General features: G+C 40.4%; 12 protein-coding genes. 3 read left to right on the forward strand and 9 right to left on the reverse strand.

What is annotated here, in order from left to right; genetic code table 11:
• Positions 1-89 precede the first annotated feature (89 nt).
• The 3 genes from parE (at position 90) to FILTAD_RS09590 (ending at position 5809) form a co-directional block, all read left to right on the forward strand.
• On the forward strand, positions 90-2063 hold the full coding sequence (gene parE / locus FILTAD_RS09580; RefSeq protein WP_124070496.1) for a DNA topoisomerase IV subunit B: 1974 nt from the start codon (positions 90-92) through the stop codon (positions 2061-2063).
• Positions 2060-4492 carry a DNA topoisomerase IV subunit A gene (parC, locus tag FILTAD_RS09585; RefSeq protein ID WP_124070497.1) on the forward strand — a complete coding sequence of 811 codons (2433 nt, stop codon included), beginning with the start codon at positions 2060-2062 and terminating at the stop codon, positions 4490-4492. Before parE ends, parC begins: the two co-directional genes overlap by 4 nt.
• Before the next feature lie 96 nt (positions 4493-4588).
• Entirely contained in the window at positions 4589-5809 is a 1221-nt protein-coding gene (locus FILTAD_RS09590; protein ID WP_124070500.1) for an MFS transporter, read from the forward strand.
• Between the two features lie 606 nt (positions 5810-6415).
• Here the strand turns inward: FILTAD_RS09590 and FILTAD_RS09595 are convergent.
• The 9 genes from FILTAD_RS09595 to mvk form a co-directional block, all read right to left on the reverse strand.
• Positions 6416-7507, reverse strand: a complete 1092-nt coding sequence (locus tag FILTAD_RS09595) for a metallophosphoesterase (protein ID WP_124070502.1) — start codon at positions 7505-7507, stop codon at positions 6416-6418.
• A gap of 279 nt (positions 7508-7786) precedes the next feature.
• Entirely contained in the window at positions 7787-8560 is a 774-nt protein-coding gene (gene ehuA, locus FILTAD_RS09600) for an ectoine/hydroxyectoine ABC transporter ATP-binding protein EhuA (protein WP_124070504.1), read from the reverse strand.
• Positions 8561-8581: 21 nt separating this feature from the next.
• Positions 8582-9271 (reverse strand): ectoine/hydroxyectoine ABC transporter permease subunit EhuD, encoded by a 690-nt coding sequence (gene ehuD / locus FILTAD_RS09605; RefSeq protein WP_124070506.1) that lies wholly within the window; start codon positions 9269-9271, stop codon positions 8582-8584.
• Positions 9268-9930: an amino acid ABC transporter permease gene (locus tag FILTAD_RS09610; protein WP_124070507.1), complete on the reverse strand. Its 663-nt coding sequence runs from the start codon at positions 9928-9930 to the stop codon at positions 9268-9270. The genes ehuD and FILTAD_RS09610 overlap by 4 nt, the downstream gene beginning before the upstream one ends.
• Before the next feature lie 74 nt (positions 9931-10004).
• Positions 10005-10877, reverse strand: a complete 873-nt coding sequence (gene ehuB, locus FILTAD_RS09615; RefSeq protein ID WP_124070509.1) for an ectoine/hydroxyectoine ABC transporter substrate-binding protein EhuB — start codon at positions 10875-10877, stop codon at positions 10005-10007.
• Positions 10878-11549: 672 nt separating this feature from the next.
• On the reverse strand, positions 11550-12584 hold the full coding sequence (gene fni / locus FILTAD_RS09620; RefSeq protein ID WP_124070511.1) for a type 2 isopentenyl-diphosphate Delta-isomerase: 1035 nt from the start codon (positions 12582-12584) through the stop codon (positions 11550-11552).
• A gap of 19 nt (positions 12585-12603) precedes the next feature.
• Positions 12604-13713, reverse strand: a complete 1110-nt coding sequence (locus FILTAD_RS09625) for a phosphomevalonate kinase (RefSeq protein WP_124070513.1) — start codon at positions 13711-13713, stop codon at positions 12604-12606.
• 26 nt (positions 13714-13739) lie between these two features.
• Positions 13740-14741: a diphosphomevalonate decarboxylase gene (gene mvaD / locus FILTAD_RS09630; RefSeq protein WP_124071161.1), complete on the reverse strand. Its 1002-nt coding sequence runs from the start codon at positions 14739-14741 to the stop codon at positions 13740-13742.
• 32 nt (positions 14742-14773) lie between these two features.
• Positions 14774-15736, reverse strand: coding sequence for a mevalonate kinase (gene mvk, locus FILTAD_RS09635; RefSeq protein ID WP_124070515.1), 963 nt, complete (start codon positions 15734-15736; stop codon positions 14774-14776).
• Between the last annotated feature and the right edge of the window lie 3 nt (positions 15737-15739).

Raw genomic sequence — 15739 nt, forward strand, 5'->3', positions numbered from 1 at the left:
GCAAGCTTCCAAAAACGTTGATTTGACAACCTTTAACGGAAGCGTTACGATTATATATAAGAGAACATTCGTTTGATGGGGGTTGCAATTTGACGAAAAATAAAGAAGCATATACGTATGATGATACTTCAATTCAAATACTTGAGGGTCTTGAAGCAGTTCGAAAGAGACCAGGTATGTATATTGGTTCAACTGATTCTCGCGGTCTTCACCACCTTGTCTATGAAATCGTTGATAACTCAGTAGATGAAGCACTAGCTGGTTTCGGGTCCGAAGTGGATGTTACACTTCACGAAGATGGCAGTGTAAGTGTCCGGGATTATGGACGAGGCATGCCTACAGGGATGCATCAATCGGGAAAGCCTACAGCAGAAGTCATTCTTACTGTGCTGCATGCTGGCGGGAAGTTTGGCCAGGGCGGTTACAAGACAAGTGGAGGGCTTCACGGTGTAGGTGCATCTGTTGTCAACGCATTATCGGAGTGGTTAGAGGTTACAATTTTCCGCGACGGTAAAAAGTTTCTACAACGTTTTGAACAGGGTGGAAAGCCCACCACTACGCTAGAGCAAATTGGAACAACCCGTGAAAAAGGGACGCTTATCCACTTCAAACCGGATCCGTCCATCTTTTCTACGTTAAAATACCACTACGATACATTAAGCGAACGACTTCGTGAATCTGCATTCCTGTTAAAAGGCTTGAAAATCGAGCTGAAAGAAGAAGGAACAGATAAGCATGACGTGTTTCATTACGATACAGGTATTGTGGCGTTCATTTCTTATTTGAATGAAGAAAAAGACGTTTTGCATGAAGTTGCTTATTTGGAAGGGGAGTCGGCTGGAATAGAAGTCGAGTTTTCTTTTCAATTCAGTGACGGCTATTCAGAGACAATTCTTTCGTTCGTCAACAACGTACGGACGAAAGATGGCGGTACGCATGAAACAGGTGCAAAAACGGCAATGACACGTGTATTTAATGAATATGCCAGGAAAACGAATTTATTGAAAGAAAAAGATAAAAACCTTGAAGGCGCGGATATTCGCGAAGGGATTTCGGCAATCGTCTCTGTACGTATCCCCGAAGAGATTTTACAATTCGAGGGACAGACAAAAGGCAAATTGGGAACAAGCGAAGCGCGCGGTATTACAGATTCAATCGTGTCACAGAAATTGCTTTATTTTCTTGAAGAAAATGCCGATTTAAGTGCGTCACTCATCCGTAAGGCGATCCGCGCTCAACAGGCCCGGGAAGCTGCACGAAAAGCACGGGAAGATGCAAGGTCCGGGAAAAAACGGAAAAGGGCGGATACGTTGCTTTCAGGAAAGTTAACACCTGCTCAATCACGTAATGCTGCAAAAAATGAACTATACCTTGTCGAAGGCGACTCCGCTGGAGGTTCTGCAAAACAAGGCCGTGACCGTGTATTTCAAGCGATACTTCCGCTACGAGGTAAAGTGTTAAATACGGAAAAAGCGAAGTTGGAAGACATTATGAAAAATGAAGAAATCAATATGATTATTCATGCAATCGGGGGCGGCGTAGGCTCAGATTTCCAGGTTGCGGATATCGCGTATGATAAAATAATCATCATGACAGATGCTGATACGGACGGCGCACATATTCAAGTACTACTTTTAACGTTTTTCTACCGCTATATGAAACCGCTTATCGAAGCTGGAAAAGTGTATATTGCACTGCCACCACTTTACAAAGTATTCAAAGGAGCAGGGAAAAATGAAAAGATGGCCTATGCATGGACAGAAACCGATCTTGAAGAAGCTGCCAATAAGGTAGGTAAAGGGTACCTGTTGCAACGCTATAAAGGTCTTGGTGAAATGAACGCAGACCAGCTTTGGGAAACAACGATGAACCCCGAAACGAGAACGCTTATTCGTGTAACAATTGAAGATGGTGCTAAGTCAGAGCGTCGCATTACAACGCTTATGGGTGACAAAGTGGAACCGAGAAGACGTTGGATTGAGGATAACGTCGATTTTGGCATGTTGGAAGACCATAATATTTTAGACAATGAATTTTTGCGCGTTGAGGAGGATTTTGAATGACATCATCAGAACGTTTCCAAGACCTTCCCTTGGAAGAAGTAATCGGCGATCGGTTTGGCCGTTATAGTAAATACATCATTCAGGACCGAGCACTACCAGATGCCCGGGACGGTTTGAAACCCGTTCAGCGTCGTATTATGTACGCAATGTTCCATGAAGGCAATACACACGAAAAAGCATTCCGGAAATCTGCAAAGACAGTCGGAAATGTTATTGGTAACTATCATCCACATGGAGATACATCTGTTTACGAAGCGATGGTACGTATGAGCCAGGATTGGAAACTTCGTCATATGATGGTTGAAATGCACGGGAATAACGGTTCAGTGGACGGGGACTCAGCTGCTGCGATGCGATATACGGAAGCTCGGCTTTCAGCGATTGCTGGCGAAATGATGCGCGATATCGGAAAAAACACAGTCGACTTTGTTCCAAACTTTGATGATACGGAACCGGAACCGACTGTACTTCCTTCGCGTTTCCCGAATTTACTTGTCAACGGCTCTACGGGTATTTCAGCAGGATATGCGACGGATATCCCACCGCATGCACTTCATGAAGTACTCGATGCCGTCCTCATGCGCATGGATAATCCGGACGTAACCGTGGATGAATTAATGACAGTCATAAAAGGGCCTGACTTTCCTACAGGGGCAATTATCCAAGGAACTGATGGCATTAAGACCGCCTATAAAACAGGTAAAGGACGATTCATTATCCGTGCAAAAACGGAAATTGGACCGTTAAAAGGCGGTAAATCACAAATTGTTGTAACAGAAATCCCTTATGATGTAAACAAAGCAAATATGGTTAAAAAAATGGACGAGCTTCGCCTTGACCGAAAACTGGATGGCATAGCAGATGTTCGAGATGAATCAGATCGGACAGGGCTACGTATTGTTATCGAACTAAAAAAAGATATTGATGGCAATGCAATTTTACAATTCCTTTTGAAAAACACGGATTTACAGGTCACATACAACTTTAATATGATTGCTATATCTGGCCGTAGACCGACTTTAATGTCCTTGCCAATGCTTCTGGATGCCTATATCAGTCATCAAAAAGAAGTTGTGACACGAAGATCACAATATGATATTACAAAAGCGAAAGATCGTCTTCATATCGTCGAGGGTCTTATGAAAGCCTTGTCAATTTTAGACGAAGTGATTAAAACAATCCGCGGCTCTAAGGATAAGCGCGACGCTAAAAATAACCTGATTACGGCATTCGACTTCTCGGAAGTACAGGCAGAAGCAATCGTTTCGCTTCAACTCTATAGACTGACGAACACGGATATTACAGAGCTTCAACAAGAAGACGCTGAACTCCGTAAATTAATAGAAAAGCTAGATGCGATTTTAAAAAGCGACAAAAAACTTTCGTCGGTTATAAAATCGGAACTTATCAACATCCGAAAGCAGTTTGCAGAACCGCGTAGATCTGTAATCATGGAGAAAATCGAAGAAATCAAAGTTGATTTGGATATTCTTGTACCAAGTGAAGAAGTTATCGTATCCGTTACAAAAGATGGCTATGTAAAACGGACAAGCATACGCTCGCATAGTGCATCGAATGGTGCGGGACAAGAAATGAAGGAATCTGATTATAGTTTGTTGGAAACACAGATGAATACACAGCATCATCTGTTATTGTTTACTTCAGCTGGAAACTATATCTATCAACCTATCCATGAGTTACCGGAAATCAGATGGAAAGACCTTGGTCAGCATATCTCTAGCATTGTTCCGTTAGAACAAAATGAATCCATCATTGCTGCAATTGGTTTGGAAAGTTTTGATGAAGAGGCTTTCATCCTGACTGTTTCTGCAAACGGTTTAGTCAAACAATCGAAATTAGCGGATTTTAAGGTCCAACGGTATTCACGAACATTTAAAGCGATGGGGATTAAAAAAGGGGATCGAATGGTTGACGCTCGTCTCGTTAAAGGGCAACATGATATTTTGCTATTCACACATCAAGCGTATGCATTGCGTTTCCCGTTGACTGACTTGTCTGTAACAGGTATTCGTACAGCGGGTGTTAAAGGAATTAACTTAAAAGATGACGATTACCTGGTCGCAATGGAAATTGTACAGAATGATGCAGGGACTTCAATATTAATCGCTACACAACGCGGCGCGGTTAAACGTATGGGGTTAAAAGAGTTAGAACCTGCCTCGCGCGCGCAACGTGGTGTCGTTGTATTAAAAGAATTGAAGTCAAATGCACACCGGATTATCGGAGCGATGCTAGTGAAAAATGATGAAATCGTCGTTTTAGCTACAGACAAGGGGAGTAAACTTCCAATCGTTGCCGGTTCTCTACGAATGGTCGATCGTTATTCGAATGGCAGCGCAATTGCTGATGATAAAAAAGACGGTAACGTAACGTATATCTATAAGGACCCAAAAGCCGAACTAGAGTAAGAAAATAAGTGAGTCACGGGTATAAAGCCCCGTGACTTTTTTTATTGTCTATCGTATACTAATTCGAAAATCGAAATAAAGAACGGGGACAGGGTCATGTGGAGAAATCGGAACGTCTGGATAATTCTATCCGGGGAAATGATTGCAGGTTTGGGATTATGGACAGGAATCATCGGAAACCTTGAGTTTTTACAGGAAAAGATTCCATCTGATTTTGTGAAGGCGCTAATTTTATCGGTTGGACTTCTTGCCGGAATTGTTGCGGGGCCTTTAGCTGGAAGGGTCATTGATCAATCCAAAAAGAAAACGATTTTATTATATTCAGGAGCGGGGCGGATGATTAGCGTCGTTTTCATGTTGATTGCGATTGCGACAGGTTCTATTTGGTGGATGATTGTCTTTATGGTCACTATTCAAGTTTCCGCAACATTTTATTTTCCAGCCTTGCAGTCGACCATACCACTCGTTGTAAAGGATGACGATCTGTTGACGATGAATGGCTTGCATATGAATGTCGCGACGATTGCACGGGTCGCTGGTACGGCGCTTGCTGGTATCATGCTCGTATACTGGTCACTTGCATCCTTGTATTGGATTTCAATGCTCGCTTATGGAGGACTTCTTATTTTTACCATGATGATTCGTATTGATGAAGAACAGGGTAGGGAGGCCAAGGTGAAAAGTGTTGGCAGTAAAGGTGGATTCATGGAAGTTTTCCCTGTGTTGAAGGAATATCCTGCCGTGGGTATGACGCTTATTATGACGATGGTTCCGCTTTTATTCCTGGGATCTTTCAATTTACTTGTTATTAATATTAGTGAAATTCAAGACTCAGCATCTATAAAAGGACTTATTTATTCATTTGAAGGCATTGCATTCATGATTGGCGCATTGGTAGTAAAAGTTATTTCGAAGAAGTGGAAAACAACTACCATTTTATTTTTCTTTGCATCTATGTTGGCGGTTGCAGAATTTATGCTGTACTTTGCACAAAATACAGTTATCACATTGGCCGCGTTTGCGCTTTTGGGATTCACTTTAGGATGTTTTTTCCCAACAGCAATGGTGATTTTTCAGAAACAAATGCCAAAAGAGTATCACGGACGATTTTTCTCATTCAGAAATATGTTGGAACGAATCATGTTCCAGGTTGTATTATTAACAGCGGGTGCATTTTTGGATATTATCGGGTTGCAATCGATGATGATTATATTCGGAATGATAAGCCTAAGTTTGACAGCATTGTTTTTCTTTCAAATGAAACAAAGAAATATTAGCTTGGAACAACCTATAAAAGCTGCCGCAGAAAGTATTTGACTTTTTGCGGCTTTTTCTGTTTTATCTCACTGTTTCAAGTATACTTATCGAATGAAACGTAGCTTCTCATATTTTATATTATGTAAACCTAAATATTTTTAAAGGAAAAGGGGTCGTTTGATAACTACCCCTTTTGTTTGCTATGAGATTAAATGCTTCACCGCTGGATGCTTTCTTTGTATTGATTATTTTTATTCGGCGTCAATCAGCTGCACACTGTACTCAACGATATCTTTGATAATTAGCTTGTTCCGTTTAACAAATTTTTTTACAAGAGCTAATCACTCATAAGTTGTCTTATATTGAATATGATTTTTAGACCTTGAATCTTTACTGTATAAAATAACCTCTTGTTTCAAAACTTTTTCTAATTTATTCCCTATCAGATGATTAATTATACAAACGTGTGTTTCGTCCGTCTTAATTTCCGTATTTAAATAGATCTCTTTTTCGAATAAACCCTTATTCTATCTATAGTATATTCAAAAATGCCCTTTTTCCGAGTGATGAACATTTGTTCCCTTTTTAAGACAACCCTCCTTTTTATGCACATGAAGTGAAATACATAGGTAACATTCATCCTTTTCATCTACTCAAATTTCCTTTTTAACTATCCAAACAGTCTTTGGGTATCCATCCCACTTCGCCATTATTCCTTTTTACAAGCGTATAGCCCGCACAGTCACCATCAACAACCCTAACTTTTTCGGCCTGTGTTACGGATAAGAAAGTTGTACTAAGGTCATTTTTAGAACGCGTCTGTCCATCCTCGACAATCAGATATTCATTTTTGATCCATTGCTGTAAACCAAGTTTACTATTTTCACAAAGTGTAAAGTATTCTTCCTGCTTTATTATTTTCATGTCGTAGTTCGGATATGTCACGGTTCCGATTCTGTTAGATGAATCCATATAGTCTTTTTGAATCGTGGTTTCTATTAGTAGATCATCAACATATGTAAATGAATATGTATTATTTTCAAAAATTAGGGCATTCAATTGTCCATCTATTTTAATTTGATTTCCACCGTCTAACGAGATAACTTTTTTGTCTAAGTCAATTAGTGGATTATTTGAACTGACCTTGTTTGATCGATAATTAACGGCTGGCCAGTGACCTACAATAACGGTTTTGTTTGCTTGGTGTTCATTTTCGTAAAATGCAGGTGCGGATAATGCAAATGCTTCTTCCGTTCGGTGCCAATTTCCGATATTTTCAATCCCTGCATGAATGATAATGAAATTATCTGTTTCATAAGCGACTGGTAGTGATTCAAGCCATTCCAGTTCTTCATGAAAATAGTGGCGATAAAACTCGGCTAATGCTTGCAAATCGGAGAAGTCTTCAAGTGATTTACCGTGCATCGATAGCATTTCATTTAATATGGAGTTCTTCTGTCTGTTCATGTATGGAATGATTCCCTCAATCCCGTTAAAAACTGGTCGATAAAGAACATCACAATTCCCTTTTGTTACATAGACATTAATTGATTTCTTAGAAAGATACCGTACATAATTGACCACTTCTAAACTTTTGGGTCCTTTTTCGCAAAGATCCCCATTGATAAATAGATAATCATCTTCTGTATACTTTAATTTACTCAATAGCTTTTTTAAAAGCATCAGATTTGCATGTATATCCGAAATAACGATTGATCTTTTTGTTTTATCTAGCTGTAGCTGCCGTACTTCAATCATTCCCTCAACTCCACTCTCTTCATGCCAATTTCACATAGTTTTTTAATGGATTATTATTGTTATGCAGTCTATTATAACAAAGGCCCCCCCCTTTTAACTAAAACTCATTCGACCAGTCCTTGAATTATAGCAAAATAAATTTATCATTAATTAAAAATAGTTCCTTGCAGTGCTAAAAAAGTAGCACTGCAAGGAACTATTAAACCGCTTTCATTAATCCAGGCCGTTTACTTTAACCTACTATGAAAGAGACCAAGTGCCATCAATCAAAGGAAACGATTAACGTTTGTTAAAACGTGCTAGGAAATCTTGTAGTCGTTCACTTTTAGGGTTTACCAACAGTTCTGAGGGCGGTCCTTCTTCCTCGATGACACCTTCATTTAGAAATAAAATCCGGTCGGCAATATCAAGTGCGAAGTCCATTTCATGTGTGACTAAAATCATTGCCATTTCACCTTCTTTTGCTAGGTCACGGATCACTTCCAGAACCTCTCCAACAAGTTCCGGATCAAGCGCGGAGGTTACTTCATCAAATAGCATTACTTTTGGCTTCATCATAAGAGCACGAGCCATCGCCACCCTTTGTTTTTGCCCTCCCGATAACTGCGCTGGGTAGAGATTGATTTTATCGCCAAGTCCTACTTTTTCAAGCATTTCAACCGCTTGAATTTTAACTTCCTTTTTGTCGTTCTTCTTCGCAAGTGCAGGAGCTAGCATGCAGTTTTCTACAATCGTCATATGCGGGAATAGGTTAAAGTGTTGGAACACCATACCGATATCTCCTCGAATTGCATGTAAATGTTTATCATCGGAAGGCACTAATTGTCCTTTTTTCTCCATCTGCCATAAGTTTTCCCCGTTCACTAAAATTGTTCCTGATGTCGGTTGTTCTAATGTCATAAGCATACGGATAATGGTCGTTTTACCTGATCCACTAGGACCAATCAATGCGACCTTTTCACCAGGTTTGATGTCAAGATTGATGCCCTTTAATACGTCGACATCACCAAATGATTTGTGTATTTTTGAATAGTTAACGATAGGTTTTCCCATAATCGAATTCTCCTTAAATAGTCACAGTGTCGAAATTGTTTTTTTATCAAAACGCCGATTATACTTTTTCTCTAATTTGCTGATGAGTAATGCAGATGGATAGCTAAGCAGCAAGAAGAATAGTGCAACAACCGTCAACGGTTCAACGTACTTCCAGTGTTGTGCACCATAATCATTCGCCATGTGCAGCATTGCAACAACTCCAATAGTGGAGGCGAGTGGAACCTCCTTAAACATAATGATTAAGTAATTTCCAAGCATTGGAATGGTAGGTGGAATAGCTTGTGGCAAAATGATTTTTAGCCATTTCTGTTTTGTTGACAGATTTAATGCTGTCGAAGCCTCCCATTGCCCTTTATCAACAGACTCTATGCCAGAACGATAGACTTCTGACAGATAGGTACTAAAGTGCAACCCTAGCCCTAGAATCGCCGCCACAAACGGATTCAATGTTACACCTACAACAGGCACCATCGGCCATGCGTAAAAGATGAAAAACAATTGGACTAATGGTGGTGTCGAGCGAATAAATTCTGCAATCCATCGGAAAATCCAACTAATTGTTTTTGAAGGTATACGAGCAACAAACACCCAAAAGAACCCAAAAATCATTGCGAAAAGATAGCAAGCGATTGTTAAACCAATCGTAATCCAAAGACCTTTGAAAATAAGTGGAATGACTTCAAAAAATACGCCCCAATCCCATGTCATTCTTGGGCCACCCCTTTCTTAGAAAAGACTTCCATCTTCCTTGTGAAAGCGATGAGTGGCAACGCAAGTACGAAATAGAAGACAAGGATCAGCATATAGACTGTAGGTGCTTCAGACAAATGCGTACTGCGATAAATATTTCCGTAATACAACAGATCTGTTAGCCCTATCAAAGAAACAAGTGATGTTGCCTTCAAGATTTGTATTAAATAATTTCCATACTCAGGGAGCATCATCCGGATTGCTTGTGGAATAATTATATGCCGCATGCGTTGGAATTTCGTCAAGTTCAAAGCAACTGATGCCTCTGTCTGGCCATGTGAGACCGATAGGATTGAACTACGGACAATTTCGGACATATATGCTCCGTAGTTCAATGAAATTGCGATGACAGCTGTCCAAATATCACTACCAAGATGGATATTAAATAACCCTGGCAACGCATAAGAAAACCAGAAAAGTTGTATGATGAGCGAAGTTCCTCTGAATATCTCAACATATACGCCAGTAAACTTGTTTAGTAAGACATTGCTGGATACTCTTGACAACCCCGCAACAAATGCAATCAATGTTGAAATGACGATTGAAACAGCTAATACGATTAACGTTATTTTGATTCCCTTCAAAAGTAAGAGGGAAATATCCATTATGGAATTCATAAAACATCTCCATTATTCGCTTTTGTGACAAGAAAAAGGTCATACCTGAAAAGAAGGTGTGACCTAAAAAATGATTAGTAATTTTCACCGTTACAAACACTTTCAGCTGTAATTTCTAGATCTACACTATTCATTTCCTTTGTAAAACCATAAGGCTCCATGATTGCAACAATCTCGCCGCTTTCCTTTAACTTTTTAAGTTCTGCATTATAGGCCTCTCTCAATGCGTCATCGTCTTGACGGAAAGCAGCCGCGCCATAACTTGGTACACCTTCAATAGCTGGTTGTTCAAAGTCGTTGACGAATTCAAGTTTTTCTTGATTTGACGATTCAAGCGCCATTTTAATTGTCATTTCTGTACCGGTTGTAGCATGTGCTCTACCCGATTCGACTGCTGAGAATGAAGCAGGAATATCCGGCACCATTGTAATTTGGCTTTCGTCCACCCCTTCAGCTATCATGAACGCTTTTTCGGTTGCTCCACTCATCACGGCTACTTTAATATCCGGATTTGCTGCGATATCCTTATAACTTCTCAAGTTCATAGGGTTACCAGCTCCAACAATCAACCCTTCACCATATTTCATTTCAGGCTCACCAAAATCGACATTTTCGCAACGATCGGGTGTAGTTGCCATTCCCGCTGTGATAACGTCAAATTTCCCCGCTTTCAATCCAGGGATCAGTTGTTGAAAATCAGATAAATGCCCATCAATTTCATCAACGCCAAGATTTTTAAATACCTTTTTGGCAATATCAACCGCAGCGCCTTTCAATTCCCCATCTTCTTCATATGCATACGGTTTTTCATTTGCAAAACCGACTTTAACGACTCCTTCGTCTTTCAGCGACCCCAAAACATCCTCAGCTTCCACTTCCCCTTTTCCGCAAGCCGATAGTAAAAGTAAAATTCCCACAGCCAAAATTCCATACTTGAATTTTCTCACAGTATGCCCCCTTTTATTTTTTCATCAAACAATGAAATTTGATAGTTACTAGACTACCATAGGTATTTTTAAACATCAAATAGAAATCCCCGTATTTTTCAGTTAACAGATAGTTTTGTTTATGTCTAAAAGTTTGTCATACCAACCGTTAGAAGAGTTCTAAAACCCTTGCAAAATAAATAAAAAGTTTTTTTGTGAACGCTTAGTTCCCCTTGTGAATTAAAGGATATTGATCTTAAATTCTATTAATATCCTGTTGTTCGAACTAAATTGTTTGAAGGAAAATATAAAGAATATAAATTTTTTTAGAATGTGTTTAAACTATCTTTTAAACACCTGACTACCAATTAGAATTTCCATTTAACAGAGTCAAGCCCCCTGCAGGTGTACAAGTGGAACGCAAGTTTGTTCATCGATATTCGAATGAATATCACTATATTAGAATATTATTTCAGTATTGCCCGGAAGCTTCATTTAGTTCTTTTGAAATCGATAAAAAGTTAATTTTGAAGAGTTATAATCCGCCGAAGAAAGATACAAAGTAACTGCTAACTCTTATATTTTATTTGACTCCTAGTTTACGATAATCACTATTTTATGTATTATGTAAACAAGTTTTACGTCAAAAACAAAAGGAGCACTTTAAAATGCTCCTTTTCTCTTACATGATGTTCAATATATATCCATCTTCAATCGATTCGTTGATTTCAACTCTTTAATGGATGCCGCCCCGATTGCAAACATCGTCATTTGTAGCTCAAGTTCTTTCGTTTCCATTACCTCTAGTACATCTTCAACAGATTGTGTGGCTTCTTTTAAGATAGAACGTCCAAAACCGGTCATGTCTGCTCCTAATGCAATCGCCTTTGCTGCGTCTAGTCCTGTGTGCATGCCGCCACTTGCAATGACAGGTTGGTTTTCGATGTATTCCCTGACGGACTTTATGCATTCCGACGTTGGTATACCCCACTCACTAAACGTTTCTGCCGCTTTGCTTTTTACAGAGTCTTTTGAACGGAACTTTTCAACTTGGCTCCACGAAGTGCCGCCCGCCCCCGCCACATCAATGAATGAGATCCCGACGTCACATAATCTTTTCGCGGTAACTCCGTCAATTCCCCACCCTACTTCTTTCACGCCAATGGGTACACCTAGCTCACTACACAGCCGCTCTATTTTCATCAGCAAGTTTTTGAAATTCAGGTTTCCCTCCGGTTGAATGACTTCTTGGATACTATTTAGATGAAGAACCAACGAATCCGCCTCTGTTATATCAATGATTTGCTTGCATTCATCCGTTCCGAAGCCATAGTTCAATTGGACTGCACCTAGATTAGCAATGATAGGGGTTGTCGGTGCGTACTTTCTAACTTGAAAAGAGGTCCGGTATTCTTGGCTTTCAATAAGCGCACGTGTAGAACCAAGCGCTAATACCCAACCTTTTTCTTCAGCGGCAATCGCTAAATTCCGATTAATGGTTTCAGCAAATTCAGCTCCGCCTGTCATTGAGCTAATTAAAAATGGCGTTTTACGACCCTGTCCGAAAAAGTTTGTACTCATATCAATTTCATCAAAATTAATTTCGGGTAATGCATTATGGATAAATCTAATTTGATCAAAGCCCGTTGAAATATTTTCGCCAGTTACTTGTTCATTTAAAGCGATTTTGATATGTTCTGATTTTCTTTTATTGATTGGGACCGTCATATAGGTTCACTCGCCTTTTCTAGTTAAGTTTTTCAGCTATCGCTCCTGTTTCAGAAACAGAAAGACGTAGAGGCATAATCCCTTCCAGCAGCCATTCGATATATACTTGTTCGGCTTTGTGCTCTTCATTGACAAAGGCAATTCCACAGTCTCCGCCCCCGGAACCCGATGTTTTACCGCCGCCGTATTTATCAGCAATCTGGATCAGTCTTTTTAGTGTAGGTGTTTCGATAGGGACATCCCCATCCTCACCAAGGCTCTTTAAAGCTTCTCTATTTTGTGAAAGGCTCGATAGTGCTTCTAGATAGTTCTTGTTTTTAAAACCTGTAACCATCCTTGAAACGGCTTTTTCACTACGATCAAGGAACTTGCTATAAAGCAGTGGCTGGTGTTCCTGTAAATGGTGGATATGATTGATCATCGGTCCGGTTGATATATCAGAGCCGGTCCAGCCGACACAGAGTCTGAGTTCTTCTGGCGGCGTTATCGTCATAATTTCAAGATTTGGCCAAGACATGGTCATAAGTGAATGTAGAGGTGTTCCATCCTTTAGTTCTGCCAAAAGCCAATCCGATTGAAAAGCGGTATAATGTAGCCAACCGCCATACGTAGAAGCAGCGATATCTGCACATGATCCATTGCCTTGAGCTTGTATATGGGCAATTGCTGAAAGTTTATAGATCAATAGTGCAGTCGGCTTTCCGGTATAGTGCTCATATAAGTTCGCCATAGCGGTAATAACTGTTACAACGACGGCTGCACTGGAACCTAATCCGTATTTTTTACCTGAAACATCATCCAACTCGCTTGTTATTGTTAATGAAAACGGTTGTAAACCAACCAATCTTTCCTGTAAAAATTGATTGAACGTAGTGATTGCATATTGAACATATCGCAACTTTTGACTGGATTCACTGAAATGGATTGTATGCCCATCAGCAGTCCATATGATGCTATCCAGTCCTAACTGAGGAAGCGACAACCTATTTACTTCACAAGGCTTTATAGTTGCTTCTATATAACGATCCACCGCAACAACAATGGACTGTCCTCTAGGCTCAAGAATTGCATATTCACCTGCGATGAATAACTTTCCTGGAACACGTATATGGTAATTCGCATCAATCATTGCTTACTCCCTTCCCGTTAGTGTGATCAGCAACAGTTTTTTTTCTTGGATTGTGGTAAATAAGTGATACCAGGGCCAGGGTGACATAAGTAAACATCTTGTACTGCTGGTATGTCCTTTAATTTTTCTTGAACGATTTGTTCATCTTTTGGTTGGCAGAGAACTTTCACATTAGGTCCTGCATCAATTGTAAAGTAAGCTTGGATGCCGGTTGCCCGTAATTCTTTGACTTGCTGCATGACATCAAGCGTTGCGCTTGTCCAATACATAAAAGGTGGATTCGCTCCTAAAGTGGTCGCATGCATTTTCAACGCATTGCCTTCAAGGACATTTCCCAACATTTCAAAATCACGTTGTTGCAGTGCTGATTTAGCGGTGTTTAAATCCACTTCTACAGTGTCTAACCATCCAGCATAAAAAGGGGAAGTTTCCACTGTACGTTTCATGCCTTCCCTGCTTAACACTTCTTTCGGTTCGGGAACTAAAAGGACAGATAGAATACTTAGATTCCAGTCTTGCGCTTCGAGAATTTGGTGCGCATAAGAATCTGTTCCATCTTCTTTATCACCTTTCTGCCATTCTACATAACCGCCGTAAATGGATCGACATGCAGAACCTGATCCTTGGCGAGCAATTTTCGAAAGTGTCTGGTCATCACTATCCATCCCGAGTGCTTTCGTTCCTGCAGCTGCTAAAGCGGCATAGCCTGAGGCTGACGACGCAAATCCTGCTGCGGTTGGGACCTTATTCGTAGAATCAATCACTGCATATAGTTTCTTACCCGATAAATCCCTTAGCAAGCTCATAAAACGACTGATTTTCACCGTTTCCTGTTCGCTTGCCAATTGGCCATTCAATATAAATATATCGGCAGAAAGACAGGTACAAAACTGGACGGATGTCGTTGTATAAAACTGATCTAGCGTAATGGAGAGACTGCTGTTCATCGGCAAAAATAACTGCTCGTCACGTTTACCCCAGTATTTTATGAGCGCAATATTCGTATAAGCCCTTGCTGTTGCCTCCATCATATAACCCCTTCCTTAACTCTTGAAGTCATTTAGTTTCCAGCAGTTTGAAAGTGCCAGGTTTCATAAGCTCCCGCATCGCGCATTGCATCGGCTAGCGTAGTGGCATGTTGTTCGTTTTTTGCTAACGCGATGACACAGCCGCCAAGGCCTCCACCCGTCAATTTAGCTCCAAGTGCTTGGTGATGTCTCGCCGTTTGAACTAACCGATTTATAGAATGATCACTGACACCTAATTTTGTCAGTTCATGCTGCGCTTGATTCATAGTGCTTCCCAACTGTTCTACATTCCCGGTAACGAGTGCCTCTTTGGCGCTATATGTAACCTTTTCCAGTATGTCGAGTGATTGTTGTGTAAGCGCCGGATTGACTTGATACATCTTTCTTATACCTTCCACGGCGGTACGTGTATCACCTACATGGCCCGTATCTGCAACAACGAGGTGCAGTGATTCTTTCATTTGTAACGGAATTATTTCTTTGTTTTTTTGAAACCAAATCGGAATATCGCTTGATGCCGCCTCCATGTCGATACCACTGGGATTGCCATGAGCATGTGTTTCAGCAATGCTCACAAGCTGCATAAGCCTGTCCTGTTGTAAATCCTGATTGAAGTACTTATACAGACTTCTCACAATTGCAATGGCTACTGCAGCACTGGAACCTAATCCGCGCCCTATCGGAATACTTGATTGAATATGGATGCGTATACCTATTGGTTGTTGCCCTAACACCTTTAGAGTTTCATTGATACATGCAGCAATTCCCATCAATTTTGTGGGAATACCCTCGAGCGGTCCGACATAATACCTGCAATCTACAAGAAGATCCTCTGTACGCTTTATCGCCGGCAGTTCCTCAACAGTGGATTGAGCTTTAATAGTTGGAAAAGGAAGTGCAATAGCTGGTTTACCATATACGACAGCATGCTCACCGACTAAAATCAATTTACTGTGCGCAGAACCGACAGCCTTTTTTTGAGGAAGCTTTATCATTCG

Source organism: Filibacter tadaridae (assembly GCF_900609045.1).
Taxonomy (GTDB): Bacteria; Bacillota; Bacilli; order Bacillales_A; family Planococcaceae; genus Sporosarcina; species Sporosarcina tadaridae.